We start from the raw sequence: 19,996 nt of genomic DNA on the forward strand, positions 1-19,996 counted from the left end.
CACCGTTTCGCACGCGCGTCCCTCTTCCTCTCCGACCCGTCGGACCTCACTCGAAGTGGAGCGCCTTCCGTCATGAAGGTTTCCCGTATCGCCGCCGCCGGTGCCCTCGCCTGCGCCACCGTCCTCGTCCTGTCCGGCCCCGCCTTCGCGCACGTCAGCGTGGCGGCGGAGGGCACCGCCGCCAAGGGCGGCTACGCGACCGTCGACTTCAAGGTGCCGAACGAGCGCGACAACGCCTCGACCACCAGGCTCGAGGTCAGTTTCCCGACCGACCACCCCCTCGCCTCGGCGATGCCGCAGCCCGTCGAAGGCTGGACCGTCAAGGTCACCAAGGCCACGCTGGCCAAGCCCGTGGAGCTGCACGGCGAGAAGATCTCCGAGGCCGTCTCCAAGGTCACCTGGACCGCCGACGACGGCAAGGGCATCCCGGCCGGCTTCTTCCAGAAGTTCCCGCTCTCCATCGGCCAGCTGCCCGAGGACACCGACAAGCTCGTCTTCAAGGCACTCCAGACGTACTCCAACAAGGAGGTCGTCCGCTGGATCGAGGTCCCGGAGGACGGCGCCGAGGAGCCCGACCACCCCGCCCCGGTGCTGGCGCTGTCCGCCGCCACCGAGGACCACCACAGCGGCTCCTCGGCCACGGAGGAGACGGCGGCGGCCTCCGCGGAGCCCGCCGCGAAGACCACGGCCACCGCCGCCGAGCCCGCCGACAGCAGCGACACCACCGCGCGCGTGCTGGGCGTCGTGGGCATCGTCGTCGGTGTCGCGGGCGTGGCGTTCGGCGTCCTGGCCGGCCGTCGCCGCACCACCGTCTGACACCCGCTCACCTTCCGGCGCGCGCCGGGGGCGTGCGGTTGTCCCGCACGCCCCCGGTGTCCCGCACCTCCCGGTGTCCGTACGCGCCCTGGGTACGCACCGGACCTCCCACGAACAACACCTTCGGGAACCCCTCTTATGCGCAAGAATCTGTTCGCCGCGTCCGCCCTGCTCGTCGCGGCCACCCTGACCCTCTCCGCCTGCGGCAGCGGCGACGATTCCGGCCAGTCCGTCGCCGATGTCTCCGTCGAGTCCGGCTCGGACAAGGCCGCCACGATCCTCGACCAGCCCTTCGAGAAGCCCGACCTGGTCCTCACCGACACCCAGGGCAAGAACTACGACTTCCGCACGGAGACCAAGGGCCGGCCCACCCTCGTCTACTTCGGCTACACCAACTGTCCCGACGTCTGCCCGCTGACGATGAGCAACATCGCCGTCGCCAAGAAGCAGCTGTCCAAGGCCGACCAGGACAAGCTCCGCATCGTCTTCGTCACCACCGACCCGAGGCGCGACACCCCGGCCGCGCTCGGCAAGTGGCTCAAGGGCATCGACCCCCAGGTGATCGGCCTGACCGGGGACTTCGCCACCATCCAGGCGGGCGCCCGCACCCTCGGCATCTCCATCGAGCCGACCTCGGAGGACAAGAACGGCAAGACGATCTCGATGCACGGCACGCAGGTCATCGCGTTCTCCCCGAAGACCGACGGCGGCTATGTCCTGTACGGCGAGGACGCCACCGTCGAGGACTACACCAAGGACCTCCCGAAAATCATCAAGGGAGAGAACCCGTGAGGCACCTCGCCATGGCAACGGCCACGGTGCTCGCGGGGGCGCTCGCCCTCACCGGGTGCGGGAGTTCGGAATCCGGGAACCCCTCGGACGGCGCCGGCCTGTCCGTCGGCTCGGCCTACATGCCCCAGCCGGTCTCGGACTCCATGGCGGCCGGATTCCTCGTCATCACCAACAAGGGCGCCGCCGGCGACGCACTCACCCGCGTCACCAGCGATGTCGCGGGCGAGATCACCGTCCACAAGACCGTCGGGCAGACCATGGAGGAGGCCGGGCGCCTCGACATCCCGGCCCACGGCGAACTCGTCCTGCGAAGCGGCGGCGACCATCTGATGTTCGAGCAGCTCAAGCGCAAGCCGAAAGAGGGCGAGAAGGTCTCCGTCCAGTTGCACTTTGCCAAAACCTCGCCGATCACCGTCGAGATGCCGGTGAAGTCGGCGACGTACAACCCGAAGACCGGACACTGAGACCGAGGGAGGGATCACCGTGACACAGACCATCGCCCCCCGCGTACGGCCCCTGGTGCTGCTGTTCCTCGCGGTCGCCGGCGCGCTGCTCGCCGGGCTGGCCGGCGCCGCGCCGGTCTCCGCACACGCCGCGCTCACCGGCAGTGCTCCGCAGCAGGGTGTGGTGGTCGACAAGGCCCCGACCCAGGTGACACTGACCTTCTCCGAGAAGGTCGCGCTGTCCGACGGCTCGTTCCGCGTACTCGACCCCCAGGGCAAGCGCGTCGACACCGGCAAGGCGACCGAGCTCAGCGGCACGACGTACGGCGTCCCGCTCCACTCCGGTCTGCCCGACGGCACGTTCACCGTGGCCTACCAGGTCGTCTCGGCGGACAGCCACCCCGTCGCCGGCGCCTTCACCTTCTCCATCGGGGCTCCCTCCGTCACCAGCGTCTCGGTCTCCGCCGAGTCGGCGGGCGGCGGAGTCGTCGGCGCCCTCTACGGCTTCGGCCGGTACGTCTCGTACGCGGGCTTCATCGTCATGGTCGGCGGCGCCGCCTTCGTCCTCGCCTGCTGGCAGCGCGGGGCCGGCGTACGGGCGCTCCAGCGGCTCGTCGCCGCAGGGTGGCTCACGATGACCGCGGCCACGCTCGCGCTGCTGCTGATGCGCGGCTCGTACACCGGCTCCGGCAAGGCCGGCGACATCTTCGACCTGGGCCTCCTCGGAGACGTCCTCCAGACCAAGACGGGCGCCGCCCTCGTCTCCCGGCTGCTGCTGCTCGCGGCCGCCGCGCTGTTCATCGCGGTCCTCTTCGGGGCGTACGCCCAGCCCGAAACGGAGGACGACGAGAACGACCAGGACGGCAAGGACTACGACGCCACGGCGAAGCGCGACCTCACCTTCGGGCTCGCCATCGGCGGCGGTGTCGTGGCGATCGGCCTTGCCGCCAGCTGGGCGCTGGCCGAACACGCCTCGACCGGCCTCCAGGCCAACATCGCCATGCCCGTCGACGTGGTCCACCTGATGGCCGTCGCTCTCTGGCTCGGCGGACTCTGCGCGCTCCTGGTCGCGCTGTTCCGGGCGCCCGCGGACGCCCCTGTCGAAGGTTCGGCCGTACGCCGCTTCTCCCACCTCGCGTTCGGCAGCGTGCTGGCACTGGTCGCGACCGGCATCTACCAGTCCTGGCGCCAGGTCGGCTCCTGGTCGGCGCTCACCGACACCTCGTACGGACAACTGCTGCTCGTCAAGATCGGCCTGGTGATCGTCCTCGTCGGCATCGCCTCCATCTCGCGCCGCTGGACCACCCGACTGCCGGAAACCGCCGCAGCCGAGACAGCCGAGGGTACGGAGGACCAGGCCGCTGACCCCGAGAAGGAACCCGTCGCCGCCGCAGCCGCCGGGGGCGGGGACCCCCGGCGCGCCGCGCAGCTCGCCCGGCAGCGGGCCGCCTTCGTCACCGCGCGGCTGAAGCGGCTGCGCAACGCCGACCCCCTGCGCTCGGGGCTGCGCCGCTCGGTGCTCGCCGAGGCGGGCGTCGCCGTCGTCCTGCTCGCCGTCACCACGGTGCTCACGTCCACCGAGCCGGGCCGTACGGAGGAGGAGGCCAAGGCCGCCGCCTCGGCATCGTCGTCGTCCTCGTCCTCTTCTTCGGACTCCTCGGAGGGGACCGGCGCGCTGACCCTGGACATGCCGTTCGACACCGGCGGCCAGGACGGCAAGGGCCTCGTCCGCATCGACATCAACCCCGCCCGCGTCGGCGGCAACGTCATGCACGTGTACGTACAGCGGCCCAACGGCAGGGCGTTCGACGTGCCCGAAGTGAAGGTCGCCTTCACCCTCACCGCCAAGAACATCGGGCCGTTGCCCGTGACCCCGGACCACCTCGCGACCGGGCACTGGACGGCGAACGGGGTCCAGATCCCCATGGCCGGCGACTGGAAGATCGCCGTCACCGTGCGGACCTCCGACATCGACCAAGTGACCGTCGACAAGAACGCGCAGATCGGCTGACCGCACCATGTCTGACCAGTCCACCAAGGAAACCAGCGGGGCCAACACCGTGGGAGACGCCGACCCGGCCGCCGCGGAGAACGCCGCGCAGTACCTCTCGCGGCGGCGGCTGCTCGGTACCGCCGGCGCCACCGGGCTCGTGCTCGGGGCGGCGGGCGGAGCCACCGGCTATGCCGTCGGCTCCTCCGGCTCCGACGCCTCCGGCTCCCCCGGTCAGTCCGTGGCGCTCACTACGGTGGGCGCGGACATGGCAATGTTTCACGGGAAACATCAGGCGGGCATCACCGACGGCCTCCAGGCCCGCGGCCATCTCGTCGCCTTCGACCTGGCGGCGGGCGCGGGCCGCACAGAGGCAGCCGCGCTGCTGCGCCGCTGGTCGGACACCGCCCGGCGGCTCATGGCGGGCGAGGCCGCCGCGCACGACGACACGGATGTCGCCCGGGACGCGGGCCCGTCGTCCCTGACGGTCACCTTCGGCTTCGGACACGGCTTCTTCGCCCGCACCGGGCTGGAGAAGCAGCGCCCCGTCGCGCTCGACCCGCTGCCCGAGTTCTCCTCCGACCACCTCGACAAGGCCCGCAGCAACGGCGATCTGTGGGTGCAGATCGGCGCCGACGACGCCCTGGTCGCCTTCCACGCCCTGCGCGCGATCCAGAAGGACGCGGGCAGCGCGGCCCGTGTCCGCTGGCAGATGAACGGCTTCAACCGGTCGCCGGGCGCCACCGCCCAGCCGATGACCGCCCGCAACCTGATGGGCCAGATCGACGGCACCCGCAACCCGAAGCCGTCCGAGCCGGACTTCGACAAGCGCATCTTCGTGCCCGCCGCCGCCGAACCGTCCTGGATGGCCAACGGCTCCTACGCCGTCGTACGCCGCATCCGGATGCTTCTCGACGACTGGGAGCAACTGTCGGTCAAGCAGCAGGAGGACGTCATCGGGCGGCGGAAGTCGAACGGGGCGCCGCTCAGCGGCGGGAGCGAGACGACCGCGATGGACCTGGAGAAGGCCGACGCCAACGGCGATCTGGTGGTCCCCATCAACGCCCACTCCCGGATCACCCGGCCCGACGAGAACGGGGGCGCGGCCATGCTGCGGCGCCCGTTCTCCTTCCACGACGGGATCGGCACGGACGGGACGCCCGACGCGGGGCTCCTCTTCGTCTGCTGGCAGGCCGATCCACTGCGCGGTTTCGTCACCGTCCAGCGCAAGCTCGACCGGGGCGACGCGCTGTCCAGGTTCATCCGGCACGAGTCGAGCGGGCTGTTCGCGGTGCCGGGCGGGGCAGGCGAGGGGGAGTACGTGGGGCAACGGCTGCTGGAGGGGTGACTCGACGGTTTGCGGGGCGGTTTCCGGGGTCGGTGTCACCCCTTGGAGCGGTGGGGCCGGGAGACGTGAGCCGGGTTCGGCAAGGGCCATTAGGGTGAGGGCATGCCAGCCAGCTACGCGTATCTCGGCCCCGAGGGCACCTTCACCGAGGTTGCCCTGCGCACGCTTCCCGAGGCGGCCACCCGAGAGCTGATCCCGATGGTGTCCGTGCCGGCCACGCTCGACGCGGTGCGCAGCGGAGAGGTCGAGGCCGCGTTCGTGCCGATCGAGAACTCCGTCGAGGGCGGTATCACCACCACGCTCGACGAGCTGGTCGCGGGCTCCCCGCTGATGATCTACCGCGAGGTGCTCCTGTCGATCACCTTCGCGCTGCTGGTCAGGCCGGGCACCAAGCTGTCGGAGATCAAGACCGTCACCGCCCATCCGGCCGCGCAGTCGCAGATCCGCAACTGGATGAAGGTCAACCTCCCGGACGTGGTCTGGGAGTCGTCCGCCTCGAACGCGGACGGTGCCCGGCTGGTGCAGGAGGGCCGGTACGACGCCGCCTTCGCGGGCGAGTTCGCCGCCGCCCGGTACGGCCTCACGGCGCTGGAGACCGGCATCCACGACGCGGAGAACGCGCAGACACGATTCGTCCTGGTCGGCAGGCCCGCCCGGCCCGCCGCGCCGACCGGCGCGGACAAGACGTCCGTCGTCATCTGGCAGCGCGACGACCACCCCGGTGGACTGCGCGACCTGCTGGGCGAGTTCGCGGTACGGGGCGTCAACCTGATGCTGCTCCAGTCCCGGCCGACCGGGCAGGGCATCGGCAACTACTGCTTCGCCATTGACGCCGAAGGCCACATCTCCGACCGAAAGGTCGCCGAAGCCCTGATGGGACTCAGGCGGATCTGCCTCAAGGTGCGGTACCTGGGTTCGTACCCGCGTGCGGACATCGGCGTGGAAGACGTCCGCGCTCCGCTGCCGGGGACGTCCGACGAGGAGTTCGTGACAGCCGCGGACTGGGTGGCGCGCTGCCAGGACGGCCGCTTCTAGGCGGTGCCGGCCGGTCCTACCAGCCGATTTCCGTTGTCCACAGAAGTTATCCACAGGCTGTCTTCTCGACCTGGGGACAAGTCGACAACGGAGTCCCGACCTGTCGACAAATCGCCCTACAGGTTGCCGGCTCGTCCACAGCCCTGCATGCCACCCTTCGTCCACTCGTTTCCCTGGCGTAACTCCCCGGGGTTACGCATTTCCACCCGAAAGTGGACGTGCCGGTGGTTTGCTTCGGGAATTGGCCATCTCGCGGACACCCTTCGAAACGATCACTTGCGTAATCCACAGATCTTTCGCACAGCCTGTGGATAACTTTGCGCGGGTGTGGATTTCTGTGGACGACCCCGCTCCCAAGTCCCGCCCTCCGCAAGGGATTCGAGTCAACCAAACGCTACCGACTGACTCTTTCCAGGGAGGTCGGCTGCCATTCTTTGACGTCCTTCAGGTTGATCGACATTTAGGGCAAATGACAACACAGGGTGCGTATGGAAATATCGAGTCGTGAGTGCCAACCGCGCACCGGTAGCCTTGGAGGGTGATTGACCTTCGCCTGCTCCGTGAGGACCCCGACCGTGTGCGCGCTTCGCAGCGCGCCCGTGGAGAGGACGTCGCGCTCGTCGACGCTCTCCTGTCCGCCGACGAGCGGCGCAGGTCGTCCGGCGTCCGTTTCGACGAGCTGCGTTCCGAGCAGAAGACGCTCGGCAAGCTGATCCCCAGGGCCTCGGGCGACGAGAAGGCCGAGCTGCTGGCCAGGGCCGGGCAGCTCGCCGCCGGTGTCAAGGCGGCCGACGCCGAGCAGCACGAGGCGGACGAGGAGACCAGGAAGCTCCTCCTCCAGCTCAGCAACCTGGTCCACCCGGACGTCCCGGTCGGCGGCGAGGAGGACTTCGTCGTCCTGGAGACGCACGGCACCATCCGCGACTTCGGCGCCGAGGGCTTCGAACCCAAGGACCACCTGGAGCTGGGCGAGGCGCTGGGCGCGATCGACGTCGAGCGGGGTGCCAAGGTGTCCGGCTCGCGCTTCTACTATCTGACCGGCGTCGGCGCGCTCCTTGAGCTGGCCCTCGTCAACGCGGCGATCGCCCAGGCCACGGAGGCCGGATTCACGCCGATGCTGACCCCGGCGCTGGTCCGCCCGCGCGCCATGGAGGGCACCGGCTTCCTCGGCCAGGCCGCGGAGAACGTGTACCACTTGGAGAAGGACGACTACTACCTGGTCGGCACCTCCGAGGTCCCCCTCGCCGCGTACCACATGGACGAGATCCTCGACGCCGACAAGCTGCCGCTGCGCTACGCCGGCTTCTCGCCGTGCTTCCGCCGCGAGGCCGGCACCTACGGCAAGGACACCCGGGGCATCTTCCGCGTGCACCAGTTCGACAAGGTCGAGATGTTCTCGTACGTCGATCCGGCGGACGCGGAGAACGAGCACCAGCGTCTCCTCGACTGGGAGAAGCAGTGGCTGACCGGCCTCGAACTGCCCTTCCAGGTCATCGACGTGGCCTCGGGCGACCTGGGCGCGTCCGCCTCGCGCAAGTTCGACTGCGAGGCGTGGATCCCGACCCAGGGCAAGTACCGCGAGCTGACCTCGGCCTCCAACTGCGACGGCTTCCAGGCGCGGCGCCTGTCCGTGCGGATGCGCGACACCAGCGACGGCAAGAACAGGGTCCAGCCGCTCGCGACGCTGAACGGCACGCTGTGCGCCGTGCCGCGCACGATCGTGGCGATCCTGGAGAACCACCAGCTGGCCGACGGCTCGGTACGCGTGCCCGAGGTGCTGCGCCCGTACCTGGGCGGCCGGGAGCTGCTGACACCGGTCTCCAAGTGACCGGCGCCGCTGCGCCGTTCCCCTACCGGCTCGTCGCGACCGATCTCGACGGAACGCTTCTGTGCTCCGACGACTCGGTCTCGGCGCGTACCCGCGAGGCGCTCACCGCGGCCACCGCGGCGGGCGCCGCGCACATCGTCGTCACCGGCCGTGGGGTGCGCTGGACGCGGCACATCCTCGACGAACTCGGCTACGAGGGACTCGCGGTCTGCGGTCAGGGCTCACAGGTGTACGACGTCGGGGCGCATCGCCTGCTGACGTCGATCACCCTGGACCGGCAGCTGGCCTCGCTCGCGCTGGCGAAGATCGAGGCGGAGGTCGGGCCGCTGTTCCTGGCGGCGAGCCGGGCGGGCCTCGACGGTGAGGTGCTGGTCGGGCCGGGCTACGCGGGTGTGGGTTCGCTGCCCTTCGTCCCGCTCACGGCCCCGTCGGACCTCTGGGCCGAGCCGCTGAGCAAGATCTACATCCAGCATCCGACGCTGTCCGCCGACGAACTCACCAAGGTCGCCGCGCGAACCGCGGGCGGGTTCGTCACGGTCACCATGGCCGGCGAGGGGATAGTCGAACTTCTTCCCCTGGGCCTCTCCAAGGCGAAGGGGCTGTCCCTGGCGGCCCGTCGACTGGGCCTGAAGCCCGCGGACACGATCGCCTTCGGCGACATGCCCAACGACGTCCCCATGTTCGCCTGGGCGGCACGAGGGGTGGCGATGGCCAACGCACACGCCGAACTGCGGGCGGTGGCGGACGAGGTGACGTCGTCGAACGACGAGGACGGCATCGCGGTGGTGCTGGAGCGGATGCTCGCGTAGGGCTTGCGGAGCCCTGGAGGGCCTGCGGGGGGCCTGGGAGGGCGGCCCGCGCGAGGTGACTCGCGCGCTCGAAGTGGCCGCCCCGGGCAGCGCCCCTGCCGACGGGCTCCACGGAGGTAGTGACTGCTCCGGAGCCCACCGCGGGCTGCCCTGAAGGAAGCCGCGCGGACCGCCGTGCATCGGCGTCGCCCGGCTCCGCTCCCAGAACCCGACCCCGGACACCGGATCCGCGACTCGGGCAGATCCGGCGTACCGGACACAACTACTGTGCCCGTACGCCGAGTCGGGCGCCACCGAATAAAACTGGTGAACGGGTTCCGGGGCCCCACTACTTGCGGCGCCACCAGCGGCGACGCGACTTGCTGAAGAACCAGCCCGCCGGGGGTTCGTCCGACCGCCAGGGCTGCGGCTCCGGCGCCTCGTCGCGCCACCGCGCCGCGAGCATCCGGGCGCGGGCGGACGGTTCGGCGGTGCCGGCGGAGCGTATGAAGTCCTCGTCGAGAACCGGCTCGTTCCAGTCGTCCCCGGCCCCGGCCCCGGCCGCGCCGTCGCCCGGCCCCTGTCCCCGCTCCTGGCCCTGGTTCCCGCCCCGTGCTGCCTTCCGAGCCATCCCCGTTCCTCCTCGCCCCGCGTATCCCCGTCTGTCCAGTGTGCCGGGACACGCGTGAAGTTGCTGTCAAGAGACCGGCCCGCAGCCGGGCGGGTACGGCCTACTCCTCGCCGGTCGGTGTCAGCGTGCGCAGTTTCTGTCCGGCGTACCAGGTGGCGAGGAGGGTGACCGCGATCAGCAGGACCGTCGCCGTGGTGAGGCCGACGTCCGAGGTGACCAGGTCGCCGCCCGTGACCTCGTGGCCGACGGCAAGGGCCCACTGCTGGACGCTCAGTGTGCGCGCCCCGGGTACCAGGGAGCCGAACAGGGCCTCCCAGACCAGGGCGTAGACGAGCCCGAAGACCACCGCGTGCCGGGACACCGTGCCGAGCAGCAGGAAGAGCGCGGCGTAGGCGATGGAGGCGACCAGCGCGGCGACCGTGTAGGCGACGGCGACCTGCTGGCCGTTGCCGTTGAGGATGAGGCCGGCGATGAACGTCGGCACCGCCGAGAACGCCATGGTGACGCCGATCGCGACGATCAGCTTGGTGCAGATGATCGTGGGGCGCTTGAGCGGCTTGGAGAGCAGGTAGACGACAGAGCCGTCGTCGATCTCCGGGCCGATCGCGCCGGTGCCAGCGATGACGCCGATGATCGGCACCATCGTGGCGAGCGCGAGTCCGCCCAGGACGTCCGCCGCCGTCTGGTCGTCCGCGCCGACAAGGGCCCGTACGGCGACGGCGATGACGATGAGGAGCAGGGGCAGCGCGCCCAGGATGAGGGCCCGGCGGCGGCCGAGCAGTGCCCGGTAGGTGAGCCGGGCGACTGTGGGGTCGTACATGAGTCGGCCTCCTACGCGGCGACGAGATACGAGAACACGGATTCGAGGGACTCGTCGGAAGGCGAGACCGTGAGCAGCCGGATGCCGTGATCCCTGGCAACACGGGGCAGCAGGGCGGTGAAGCGGCCGAAGTCGACGGCCTGGATGCGCAACGCGCCTTCCGCGAGGTCCACTTCGATGCCGGAGGTCGACGGGTCGGCGATCAGCGCGGCGGCGAGGGCGCGGTCGTCGCTGGAGCGGACGAGGTAACGGTGCGGACGGTCGGTCATCAGGCGGCGGATACGGCGGAAGTCGCCGCTGGCCGCGTGCCGTCCGGCGACGACGACCTCGATGTGGGCGGCCAGCTGTTCGACCTCTTCGAGGATGTGCGAGGAGAACAGGACCGTGCGACCCTCGGCGCCCATGCTGCGCAGCAGGTCCATGAGCTGCATGCGCTGGCGCGGGTCCATGCCGTTGAAGGGTTCGTCGAGCAGGAGCAGCGACGGGTCGTGGACGAGCGCGCTCGCCATCTTGACGCGCTGGCGCATGCCCTTGGAGTACGTCGAGATCTTGCGGTCCTGCGCGTACTCCATCTCGACCGTGGCGAGCGCCCGCTGCGCCGCCTTGGCGCCCAGTCCGTGCAACTCGGCGTTGGCGACGACGAATTCGCGGCCGGTGAGGAAGTCGTACATCGCCTCGCGCTCGGGCACGATACCGATGTGCTTGTAGATCTGTTCGTTGCGCCACACGGGCTGTCCGTCGAGGGTGACGGTGCCGGTGGAGGGGGCCAGGAAGCCGCCCATCATGTTGATGAGGGTGGACTTTCCGGCGCCGTTGGGGCCGAGGAGGCCGGTGACGCCGGGTCCGATCGTCATGGTGATGTCGTTGACCGCCACCACGTTGCCGAACCAGCGCGAGACGTGGTCGATGTTGAGCGTGGTCACAGTCCGACCTTTCGGTAGCGGCGCATCAGAAGGCCGTAGCAGCCGGCGACGAGACCCAGGACGGCGAGGAGGAAGACCACGCCTTCGCCGGTGCTGGGGCCTACCCCTCCGGGGTAGGCGGACGTCGCGCCCAGGAAGGCCGTCTGCACCCCGTCGATGAGCGTGATGGGCGAGAAGAGGCCGATCCAGGGGGCGACGCTCGAGCTCCCCTGCCCGTCTCCCATGGTCTGCGCGTCGGCGATGGCCTGAAGCGTGGACACCGCCCCGTAGGAGATGGTCAGTACCGCGATGACGGCCGCGATGCCGAAGCCGCGGCGCGGGGTGGCCGCCGAGATGACGAGGCCGATACCGGCGAAGAGCAGCGAGAGCATTGCCACGGAGACGAGCCCCTGAAGGAATCCCTTGGTCTGGTCGATGAAGTCGAGCTTGGCCAGCAGGGCGCCCCCGTAGAGCACCACCAGCGGCACCGCGGTGATGAGGAACAGGGCCGAGGCCAGCGCCGCGAACTTCGCCCGTACGTAGTCGGCGGTCTCGATCGGGCGCGAGAAGTACAGCGGTACGGTCTTGAAGCGCAGGTCCCGGGAGACGGCCTGGGGCGCCTGCGAGGCGACGTACAGGCCGATGACCGCCTGCATGATGATCGCGTAGCTCGTGTACTCGACGGGCAGTTCCTTGGCCTTGGTGGCGACCGAGACCGCCACCATGATGGCCGCCGGGACGCACATGACCGCGAAGAGCAGCATCGGCAGAACCTTGGACTTGGCCGAGCGGCCGAGGCCGTAGGCGCCGCGCAGGGACTGCGAGTAGAGGGAGCGGCGGGCGTAGGCGCGGCCGAGGCGCTGGCCGTCGTACGAGCGGTAGCCGATGTTGTGGATGCGGGACTGGGCGCCCGCCTGTGCCGGGGTCTGCTCAACCGCCATGGCCGACCGCCTCCTTTCCCGCGCTGTGCTGTGCGGTGTTCTGTTGTGCGGCGCGCTGCTGTTCGTCGCTGTCGGTGAAGACCTCGGAGATGTGGTGCCTGCGCTGTTCCATGCGCACCAGACCGAGGCCCAGGTCGGCGACGGTGTCCCGTACGAGGTCGTAGGTGTCCTCGCCCTGGGCGGTGAGCAGCAGGATGTGTCCGGCGCCGGGCAGGCCGCTGCCCTCGTGGGTGTCCACCCCGCGCGCGTGGAGCGCGTCGCGCACCGCGCGGGTGCCGTCCGGGTGTTCGTCGGTGTCGGTCACCTCGATGGCGAGGATGGCCGTGGACTGGGTGAAGTCCGTGGTGGAGCTGGAGCGCAGGAGCTTGCCGCCGTCGACGACCACCACGTGGTCACAGGTCCGCTCCAGCTCGCCGAGCAGGTGCGAGGTGACCAGGACCGAGATGCCGAAGTCGGTGTGGATACGGCGGATCAGGCCGAGCATCTCGTCGCGGCCCACCGGGTCGAGGCCGTTGGTCGGCTCGTCCAGGAAGACCAGCTGCGGGTCGTGGACCAGGGCCTGGGCGAGCTTCACACGCTGCTTCATGCCGGTCGAGTAGCCACCGATGGGACGGTAGCGCTCCTCGTACAGGCCGACATGGCGCAGGGTGTCCGCGGTCCGCTCACGGGCGGCGGCAGGCGGGAGCCCCGACATGCGCGCCATGTGCACGACGAACTCGGTGGCCGAGACGTCGGGCGGCAGGCAGTCGTGCTCCGGCATGTAGCCGACCCGCTCACGGATGGCGCCGCCCTCGGTGGCGACGTCGAGTCCGAGCACCGCGGCCCGGCCCTCCGTGGCGGGAGACAGCCCCAGCAGGATCTTGATCAGGGTGGATTTGCCGGCGCCGTTGGCACCGACGAGTCCGGTCACACCGGGTCCGATGTCCATGGAGAGCCGGTCGAGCGCGGTCACCCGGGGGAACCGCTTGCTCAGGCTTTCGGTCGCGATCACAGTCACGTCCATGACGGTAGTGGCGCACACCACACCGGGTCGTCAACCCGAAGAGCTGTCTCGGCATCCACCTTCAGTCGTACGGGCCCGTAGGGGTCACCCTCAGGTCGAACAACCCGCCTCTGTTTTTCCACATCGCAGGGACATCAGAGGAGACGACGGCGTGGTTGTCCACAGACAGACGTTCGACTGTTGACGCGGGCTCTAACAAGTGTCAGATTCGCGAGGGTCAAGTTACGGGCGCGTAGCGCGGTCGATGGGGACGGTGGGCGGCGGCAATGACGACGGCGGAGGCGGACGGACTCGCCAAGGAACTGGCCGGGTTCCGGCGGGTGCAACGGCTGGCGTACGAGTGCGCCGAGGCCGTCGCGGCGCGGCTGGAGCCGGGGATCACCGAGCGCGAGGCGGCCCGGATGCAGCGGGAGTGGCTGCGCGAGCGGGGCGTGCGGGACTGGTTCCATCTGCCGTTCGCCTGGTTCGGGGACCGCACGGCGTTCGTTAACTTCCGCATCCCGCTCCAGTTCTTCCCGACCGGCCGCAGGCTGGAGCCCGGGATGCCGTTCATCCTGGACCTGGCGCCGGTCCACCGGGGCTTCGCGGCGGACATCGGCTACTCCGGCTCGCTCGGCGTCAACCCGGTGCAGGACAGGCTGATGGCCGACCTGGAGGCGCACCGGGAGCTGATCCTGCGCGAGGTGCGCGAGCGGCGCCCGCTGCGCGAGATCTACGAGGACGTGGACCGCCTCATGGTCCGCCAGGGCTATGCCAACCGGCATCGCGCGTACCCCTTCGGGGTGATCGCGCACAAGGTCGACCGGGTGAAGGAGCGGCCCTGGTCACCCAGGCTTTTCGGGTTCGGCACGCAGTCCCTGAAGGGGCTGGCGGGGGACGCGCTGCGCGGACATCGCGAGGGCTGGTCGCCCCTGTGGTCGCCGTACCGCTTCTCCGGCCATCCGCCGCAGCCGGGCCTGTGGGCGGTCGAGCCTCATCTCGGATTCCGGGGCACGGGGGCGAAGTTCGAGGAGATCCTGGTCGTCACGGACTCCACGGACCCGCAGGAGAGCGCGTTCTGGCTGGACGACGATCTGCCGCATGTGCGGCGCTGGGCGGAGGCGAAGTGACGGTCGTGATCCCCGAGGGCGCGCGTGAGCGCGGGGCGGAGGACGAGTGACTCTCGACGGGGCGCGTGAGCGCCAGGTGCGGACGGGCGGGATCGAGCTGTGTGTCGCCGAGCTGGGTGACCCGGCCGGCCCGACGGTGATCCTCGTGCACGGTTATCCGGACACCAAGGAGGTGTGGTCCGAGGTCGCCGCACGCCTCGCCGACCGCTTCCACGTGGTGCTGTACGACGTGCGGGGCCACGGCTGCTCCACGGCACCGCTTCCGTTGCGCGGCGGCTTCACCCTGGAGAAGCTGACCGACGACTTCCTGGCGGTCGCGGACGCGGTCAGCCCGGACCGGCCGGTGCACCTGGTGGGGCACGACTGGGGCTCGGTGCAGTCCTGGGAGTTCGTCACCGTCGCGCGCACCGAGGGCCGGATCGCGTCCTTCACGTCGATGTCCGGGCCGTCCCTGGACCACCTCGGCCACTGGACGAAGGGGCGCCTGAAACGGCCCACTCCGCGCGCGGTCGCCCAACTCCTGGGACAGGGAAGCAAGTCGTGGTACGTGTACGCGCTGCACACACCTGTGCTGCCCGAACTCGCCTGGCGCGGCCCGCTCGGCAAACGCTGGCCGAAGCTGCTGGCCCGCTTCGAAAGGGTCTCCGCGGCCGGCTACCCGACCACCACCCTGCCCACCGACGCGGCCAACGGCGCCTGGCTGTACCGGGACAACGTACGGTCCCGGCTGCGCAGGCCGCGTCCGGACGCGTACGCACACGCGCCCGTGCAGCTGATCACGCCCCTGGGGGACGCGTTCCTCTCCGAGTCGCTGACCGACGGACTGGAGCGGTGGGCGCCCCGGCTGGTGCGCCGCACGCTCGATGCCAGGCACTGGATCCCGCGCACCCGTCCCGACCAGGTGGCTGCCTGGATCGGGGAGTTCGTGACCGCCAACGAGGACGGACGGCTTCCGGCGACGGCAACGGGCGCGTACGCAGAGCGTTTCGGCGGGCAGCTCGTCCTGGTCACCGGGGCGGGCAGCGGCATCGGACGTGCCACGGCCTTCGCGTTCGCCGAGGCGGGCGCCCGCGTGGTGGCCGTCGACCGGGACGCCGAAAGCGCCGCCCGTACGGCCGAGTTGGCCCGTCTTGTCGGCGCCCCGGAAGCCTGGGCGGAGCCGGTCGACGTCACGGACGAACAGGCGATGGAGAAGCTCGCCGAGAAGGTCGCCACCGAGTACGGCGTCGTGGACGTGCTGGTGAACAACGCGGGGATCGGGCTCTCCGGGTCCTTCTTCGACACGACCCCGGAGGACTGGAAGAAGGTCCTGGACGTCAACTTGTGGGGGGTGATCCATGGTTGCCGGCTCTTCGGGAAGCAGATGGCCGAGCGCGGACAGGGCGGCCACATCGTGAACATCGCGTCCGCTGCCGCGTACCAGCCCTCCAAGGCGCTGCCCGCGTACAGCACTTCGAAGGCCGCGGTACTGATGCTCAGCGAGTGTCTGCGCGCCGAGCTGACGAACCAGGGAATCGGCGTCTCGGCGATCTGCCCCGGGTTCGTCAACACCAACATCACAACGACCGCGCGGTTCACGGGAGTCGACGCCGAGGAACAGGCCCGTCGGCAGAAGCGGACGGCGCGGCTGTACGGATTGCGCAACTACCCGCCGGAGAAGGTGGCTTCAGCGATCCTGCGTGCGGTGGTCCGCAACGATGCGGTCGTCCCGGTGACCCCGGAGGCCCGGGGTGCGCATCTCATGTCCCGCTTCATGCCGAGGGCGTTGAGGGCGCTGGCGCGGCTGGACCCACCACTGTGACCGACCACCCCAAATAGGTACAAATGTAATCAAGTTGACCAAAGTCCTTGAAACGTCGTCCGGTTGTCCACAGTTTCTCCAATTCCCCTGTGGATAACTGCACTTGGCTGTGGATCAAACCTCCGGACCAAAATCAAATGCGTGATCACGGTCTCGCCCGGCACCCTGACGAGATGGATGAAGGACGCACCATCAAGGTGTCGAAGTACCTGTCGAAGCATCTGCGGCACCAGCCGGAGCGGATCGGGCTCACACTCGACGAGGCCGGCTGGGTCGAGATCGACACGCTGCTCGCGGCGGCCGCATCCCACGGCTTCCGGATCACCCCGGACGAACTGGACCATGTGGTCGCCGCCAACGACAAAAGACGCTTCGCGATCGACGGCACCCGTATCCGCGCCAGCCAGGGCCACAGCGTCGAGGTCGACCTCGGACTGTCCCCGGCGGTTCCTCCGCCGTACCTCTACCACGGCACGGTGAACCGCTTCCTGGACGCGATCCGCGCCGAGGGCCTGCGGCCCATGAACCGGCACGCCGTGCACCTCTCGCCCGACCGCGAGACCGCGACCCGGGTCGGCGCCCGCCGAGGACGGCCCGTGGTGCTCTCGGTGGACTCGGCCGCCATGCACCGCGACGGCCGCCTCTTCCACGTCAGCGCGAACGGCGTGTGGCTCACGGAGTCCGTAGCACCGCGCTATCTGCGATTCTCCGGCCCGCACTGACACCGCACGACCGGGACAACGACATGATCGAGGGCATGGACCACCTGCCCTCCACCGAGGCCGCCGTCACCGCCCTGGGCGCCCTCGCCGCCGAGTACGCCCGTGAGATCGAGGTCAGCCACGACATCGGCGCCGACCAGACCTCGCGACGTACGGCCGCGGACATCGGCGTCACCACGGACCCGGACGGCTCCCTCCCGCACGAGGCCTTCGCCGAGCTCGGCGGAGTCCCCCGGGTGGCCGTCCGCCTCTTCCCCGACGACGACGCCCTGATCACTGTCGAGGGCGTCGAGTGCCCCGACGTCCCGGGCGCGGTGAGGGCCGCCTGGAATCGATGGGGCGAAAGAGCGTGGCACGGGTCGTCGTACGAGAACCACACACGGGCACGAGAGTCGCGCCGCCGCTGGCCTCGCCGGAGGCAACCGCCTTCTCAACGGCCCTGCTCGACCGCGGCTGGGCGGCGGTGTTCCTGCCCGGCGAGCCCGCCCGCCTCGGACGGCTGCTGCTGTGGCAGCCCGTGGGGTCAGCAGCCGACGGCGGCGTGGCGCCCGCGGGCGTCGAGACCGAGTCTGTGGAGCTGGTGCTGCCGCACGGCCGGTCGGTCCGGCGGCGCAGAGTGGAGGGGTATGCGCTGCCCGTCGCTCTCGCCGTGTCCGCCCTGGCCGGGGCACAGCCGCCGCATGCGCCGCACGACTCCTCGCGGGCGACACCACCGACCCGCACCTCACCCAGCACCAGGACGCGGTACGGATCGCCGCGAGCAGTCCCGGACCCGAGTGGTTCCACCGCCTGATCGTGAACACCGGCGCCAAACCGGCCACGTTCGCCCGTCTCACCCAAGGCTGACAGAGAGGACGCGCGAGAACTGAAGGAAGGCGGGAATGTCGCGAAACGCGAGGAAGTTTTTTGATAGCCCGGGCTGGATGGTTTTCAGTATTTTGTTCTATGCGTAGACAGCAGCCAGTAGCGGCACTGAGCCATGGCTGCGAGTTGTCGCGGCACTCTTTCTGGTGGTCTGGGTGATGTTGCTGGCGAACCACCTCGTCCGACGCGCCCGTGGCCGGGCAGCTTCTGAGCACCCGGACGAATCTTCATCTTGAAGAAGCTACTGCTGCGGACGGCTCGCTGCCTGCGCGGGCTTATCGATCTGCCGCGCGATCACGTGTCCCCGTCCGCGTCCCACCAGCGTGAGCACGGCCACGATGACGGTCGCCGCGGCCCCCGTGGACAGCGCGTCCGCGACATACCGGCCCAGCTCCGGCCGCAGGATGTCGACAAGCCCGAACAGCACGACAACCCCCGCGAGACCTGCCAAGACCGCTGACAACCAGGAGCGGTGGCGCACCCAGAACCACTGGACAAGCCCCAGCCCGATGAGAGGAGCAACTGACAGTTGCGGCTCGTCGAGGGCGGCGATCACACCGTATCCGAGACCGCTGACCGCCCAGCAGGCCGTGGCCACGAACGCCGCCTCACTCCAGGAAACGGACCGGTTCACTCCTGCCATCCTTGCTCCAGAGCCACGGCCACAACGAATACGTCCATGGCGCCGTCGAACACTTCGCTCACGCTCCCGGTCATCCGCCCCTCCCCGCTCATCATGATGACCGCCCGGACACGACCCCTCAACCACCGGACACAGACGGTCTGTACGACTGCTTTCTGGTACCCGGCAAGGCGGACGGCGACGGTGCTTGCTTCGTACGCTTCAGCACCGTCTCCTGCCGAGTTGGGGCAACAACCGTGATCTTGCCGCTCATAGATGTTCACGAAGGATGCCGGTGCCGGAAGCCCCCGTCCTCGCCATCCCCTCCGGCAGATCCCTCAGCTTCTGATCCGGCACAACCATGCCCCGGCCGACGAACAGCGGGCTCTACGCACCGAGGCCACCCAGCGCATGACAGCCCTGACCGGCGTCACCGAGCGGACCCTGGTGGTGAATCTGCTGCCCGACTGCGAAGTCGTCCTGCCCGCCGAGGTCGCCCGAGTGGCAGAACACGCCCTTCAGGTCATGGCCCGTATCTCGCCGTTCCCGGCTGGGCCCCCGGCCTGGCAGGACTACCGCGCCCGTTTCCTGGAGCGCTACAGCATGGGTGCCCTCGTCCCGGTCCGTGACCTCACTGATCCCGACATCGGCCTCGGTTTCCCGGCGGGGTATCGCGGCTCCGTCCTCAAGCGACCCGTCCAGGGCACAGCCCGCCGGGACGAGCACCTCCTGGCCCTCGCCCAACACGCGGCGGCGAACCAGGTACGCGAGGTGGTCCTGACGGAAGAGGATCTTGCCGCGCTCGCCGTCGACGAGGCCACTCAGGTACCTGCCCATGTCGAGCTGTGCTTCTCCGTGCTCGCCACCTCCCTGGACGCCCTGCAGCAGGGGCAGTTCGCGCTGCGCATCGCGGGCCTGTCCCAAGCGGCGGGCACGACGACAGGCCGGTTCCTGGCCATGCTGGAGTCAGCCGACCGCCACCGCATGACGGCCGCGTACGCGGCCCTGCCCACGCTCACCGCCGACGCGGAGCGAGCGCAGGTCTCCAGCCCGCCGCTGCGCCGCCGTACCCAGAACGTCAGCCGCGCACTCGCCGTCACGCCCCACCTGCTGCCGCTGGGCGAACACAACCCCGCCGCCACGCTCGACCTGGACGACCTCGCGGTGACCGCGGACTCGAAGCGCTTCTACCTGACTTCGCTGGCCACCGGCAAACTCATCGAGCCGTCGGTGATGAACGCCGTCGAACTCACCAACGCCACCCACCCGTTGGTCCGCTTCGTCACCGAGGTGCACCGCTCTCACACAGCCGTGCTGACCCCCTTCGCCTGGGGAGCCGCCGCCTGACTGCCCTTCCTGCCCGAAGTCCGCACCGGCCGCACCATCCTCTCGCCCGCCCGCCTGCTGGCGCCTGCGACTGAGCGACCTCGACCACGACGACAATCCCGGCCGGCTACGCCGCTTCACCGACTGGCGCTGTCGCTACGGCGTACCCCACACCGTCTTCCTCGGCTCCGACGACCAGCGCCTCCGCCTCGTCC

The 19,996-nt window shown here is 69.9% G+C and carries 19 protein-coding genes and 2 pseudogenes; 15 read left to right on the top strand and 6 right to left on the bottom strand.

Going from position 1 to position 19,996, the window contains the following annotated elements:
• Window positions 1-72 precede the first annotated feature (72 nt).
• From RB628_RS24575 to RB628_RS24610, 8 genes are all read left to right on the top strand, one after another.
• Window positions 73-816: a YcnI family protein gene (locus RB628_RS24575; RefSeq protein WP_318322689.1), complete on the top strand. Its 744-nt coding sequence runs from the start codon at window positions 73-75 to the stop codon at window positions 814-816.
• A gap of 138 nt (window positions 817-954) precedes the next feature.
• A complete protein-coding gene (locus RB628_RS24580; RefSeq protein ID WP_318322690.1) occupies window positions 955-1,608 on the top strand; it encodes an SCO family protein in 654 nt (217 codons plus the stop codon).
• On the top strand, window positions 1,605-2,072 hold the full coding sequence (locus RB628_RS24585) for a copper chaperone PCu(A)C (protein ID WP_412180717.1): 468 nt from the start codon (window positions 1,605-1,607) through the stop codon (window positions 2,070-2,072). The genes RB628_RS24580 and RB628_RS24585 overlap by 4 nt, the downstream gene beginning before the upstream one ends.
• Before the next feature lie 19 nt (window positions 2,073-2,091).
• Complete coding sequence (locus RB628_RS24590; RefSeq protein ID WP_318322691.1) at window positions 2,092-4,062, top strand: copper resistance CopC/CopD family protein; 1,971 nt, start codon at window positions 2,092-2,094, stop codon at window positions 4,060-4,062.
• Between the two features lie 7 nt (window positions 4,063-4,069).
• Complete coding sequence (gene efeB, locus RB628_RS24595) at window positions 4,070-5,389, top strand: iron uptake transporter deferrochelatase/peroxidase subunit (protein ID WP_318322692.1); 1,320 nt, start codon at window positions 4,070-4,072, stop codon at window positions 5,387-5,389.
• A 102-nt stretch (window positions 5,390-5,491) separates the two neighbouring features.
• Window positions 5,492-6,424, top strand: a complete 933-nt coding sequence (pheA, locus tag RB628_RS24600) for a prephenate dehydratase (protein WP_318322693.1) — start codon at window positions 5,492-5,494, stop codon at window positions 6,422-6,424.
• Window positions 6,425-6,962: 538 nt separating this feature from the next.
• Complete coding sequence (gene serS / locus RB628_RS24605) at window positions 6,963-8,252, top strand: serine--tRNA ligase (protein WP_318322694.1); 1,290 nt, start codon at window positions 6,963-6,965, stop codon at window positions 8,250-8,252.
• Entirely contained in the window at window positions 8,249-9,061 is an 813-nt protein-coding gene (locus tag RB628_RS24610) for an HAD family hydrolase (RefSeq protein WP_318322695.1), read from the top strand. Before serS ends, RB628_RS24610 begins: the two co-directional genes overlap by 4 nt.
• A gap of 328 nt (window positions 9,062-9,389) precedes the next feature.
• Here RB628_RS24610 and RB628_RS24615 read toward each other — a convergent pair whose 3' ends face one another.
• The 5 genes from RB628_RS24615 to RB628_RS24635 all read right to left on the bottom strand — a co-directional run bounded on the left by RB628_RS24615 (window position 9,390) and on the right by RB628_RS24635 (window position 13,337).
• Window positions 9,390-9,671, bottom strand: coding sequence for a hypothetical protein (locus tag RB628_RS24615; RefSeq protein WP_318322696.1), 282 nt, complete (start codon window positions 9,669-9,671; stop codon window positions 9,390-9,392).
• 100 nt (window positions 9,672-9,771) lie between these two features.
• Window positions 9,772-10,491 carry an ABC transporter permease subunit gene (locus tag RB628_RS24620; RefSeq protein ID WP_318322697.1) on the bottom strand — a complete coding sequence of 240 codons (720 nt, stop codon included), beginning with the start codon at window positions 10,489-10,491 and terminating at the stop codon, window positions 9,772-9,774.
• 11 nt (window positions 10,492-10,502) lie between these two features.
• Window positions 10,503-11,414 (bottom strand): ABC transporter ATP-binding protein, encoded by a 912-nt coding sequence (locus RB628_RS24625; protein WP_318322698.1) that lies wholly within the window; start codon window positions 11,412-11,414, stop codon window positions 10,503-10,505.
• Entirely contained in the window at window positions 11,411-12,334 is a 924-nt protein-coding gene (locus RB628_RS24630; RefSeq protein WP_318322699.1) for an ABC transporter permease, read from the bottom strand. The genes RB628_RS24625 and RB628_RS24630 overlap by 4 nt, the downstream gene beginning before the upstream one ends.
• Window positions 12,324-13,337, bottom strand: a complete 1,014-nt coding sequence (locus RB628_RS24635) for an ABC transporter ATP-binding protein (protein WP_318322700.1) — start codon at window positions 13,335-13,337, stop codon at window positions 12,324-12,326. The genes RB628_RS24630 and RB628_RS24635 overlap by 11 nt, the downstream gene beginning before the upstream one ends.
• A gap of 266 nt (window positions 13,338-13,603) precedes the next feature.
• Between RB628_RS24635 and RB628_RS24640 the strand changes: the two genes are divergently transcribed.
• The 5 genes and pseudogenes from RB628_RS24640 (at window position 13,604) to RB628_RS24660 (ending at window position 17,762) form a co-directional block, all read left to right on the top strand.
• Window positions 13,604-14,446, top strand: a complete 843-nt coding sequence (locus RB628_RS24640; protein ID WP_318322701.1) for a M24 family metallopeptidase — start codon at window positions 13,604-13,606, stop codon at window positions 14,444-14,446.
• 46 nt (window positions 14,447-14,492) lie between these two features.
• Window positions 14,493-16,247 carry an SDR family oxidoreductase gene (locus RB628_RS24645; RefSeq protein ID WP_318322702.1) on the top strand — a complete coding sequence of 585 codons (1,755 nt, stop codon included), beginning with the start codon at window positions 14,493-14,495 and terminating at the stop codon, window positions 16,245-16,247.
• Between the two features lie 173 nt (window positions 16,248-16,420).
• Entirely contained in the window at window positions 16,421-16,969 is a 549-nt protein-coding gene (locus RB628_RS24650; RefSeq protein ID WP_318322703.1) for an RNA 2'-phosphotransferase, read from the top strand.
• A gap of 23 nt (window positions 16,970-16,992) precedes the next feature.
• Window positions 16,993-17,277 (top strand): annotated as a pseudogene (locus RB628_RS24655) (hypothetical protein); the annotation flags it as partial.
• A 41-nt stretch (window positions 17,278-17,318) separates the two neighbouring features.
• The gene (locus RB628_RS24660) at window positions 17,319-17,762 is read left to right on the top strand and encodes a hypothetical protein (RefSeq protein ID WP_318322720.1); all 444 of its coding nucleotides are present in this window, start codon (window positions 17,319-17,321) and stop codon (window positions 17,760-17,762) included.
• Between the two features lie 312 nt (window positions 17,763-18,074).
• On the opposite strand, the gene RB628_RS24665 is transcribed toward RB628_RS24660, so the two are convergent.
• Window positions 18,075-18,467: a hypothetical protein gene (locus tag RB628_RS24665; RefSeq protein WP_318322704.1), complete on the bottom strand. Its 393-nt coding sequence runs from the start codon at window positions 18,465-18,467 to the stop codon at window positions 18,075-18,077.
• Between the two features lie 264 nt (window positions 18,468-18,731).
• Here RB628_RS24665 and RB628_RS24670 point away from each other — a divergent pair, with 264 nt between their 5' ends.
• Both RB628_RS24670 and RB628_RS24675 read left to right on the top strand, forming a co-directional pair.
• Complete coding sequence (locus RB628_RS24670; protein ID WP_318322705.1) at window positions 18,732-19,802, top strand: lantibiotic dehydratase family protein; 1,071 nt, start codon at window positions 18,732-18,734, stop codon at window positions 19,800-19,802.
• 70 nt (window positions 19,803-19,872) lie between these two features.
• Window positions 19,873-19,965 (top strand): annotated as a pseudogene (locus tag RB628_RS24675) (hypothetical protein); the annotation flags it as partial.
• Between the last annotated feature and the right edge of the window lie 31 nt (window positions 19,966-19,996).

This window comes from Streptomyces sp. ADMS, from assembly GCF_033441795.1.
Taxonomy (GTDB): domain Bacteria; phylum Actinomycetota; class Actinomycetes; order Streptomycetales; family Streptomycetaceae; genus Streptomyces.

Coding starts and splice junctions, on each gene's coding strand:
- RB628_RS24575 (WP_318322689.1), top strand. CDS start 73: ATGAAGGTTTCCCGTATCGCCGCCGCCGGTGCCCTCGCCTGCGCCACC.
- RB628_RS24615 (WP_318322696.1), bottom strand. CDS start 9,671: ATGGCTCGGAAGGCAGCACGGGGCGGGAACCAGGGCCAGGAGCGGGGA.
- RB628_RS24580 (WP_318322690.1), top strand. CDS start 955: ATGCGCAAGAATCTGTTCGCCGCGTCCGCCCTGCTCGTCGCGGCCACC.
- pheA (WP_318322693.1), top strand. CDS start 5,492: ATGCCAGCCAGCTACGCGTATCTCGGCCCCGAGGGCACCTTCACCGAG.
- RB628_RS24670 (WP_318322705.1), top strand. CDS start 18,732: ATGTTCACGAAGGATGCCGGTGCCGGAAGCCCCCGTCCTCGCCATCCC.
- efeB (WP_318322692.1), top strand. CDS start 4,070: ATGTCTGACCAGTCCACCAAGGAAACCAGCGGGGCCAACACCGTGGGA.
- RB628_RS24630 (WP_318322699.1), bottom strand. CDS start 12,334: ATGGCGGTTGAGCAGACCCCGGCACAGGCGGGCGCCCAGTCCCGCATC.
- RB628_RS24620 (WP_318322697.1), bottom strand. CDS start 10,491: ATGTACGACCCCACAGTCGCCCGGCTCACCTACCGGGCACTGCTCGGC.
- RB628_RS24640 (WP_318322701.1), top strand. CDS start 13,604: ATGACGACGGCGGAGGCGGACGGACTCGCCAAGGAACTGGCCGGGTTC.
- RB628_RS24635 (WP_318322700.1), bottom strand. CDS start 13,337: ATGGACGTGACTGTGATCGCGACCGAAAGCCTGAGCAAGCGGTTCCCC.
- RB628_RS24650 (WP_318322703.1), top strand. CDS start 16,421: ATGGATGAAGGACGCACCATCAAGGTGTCGAAGTACCTGTCGAAGCAT.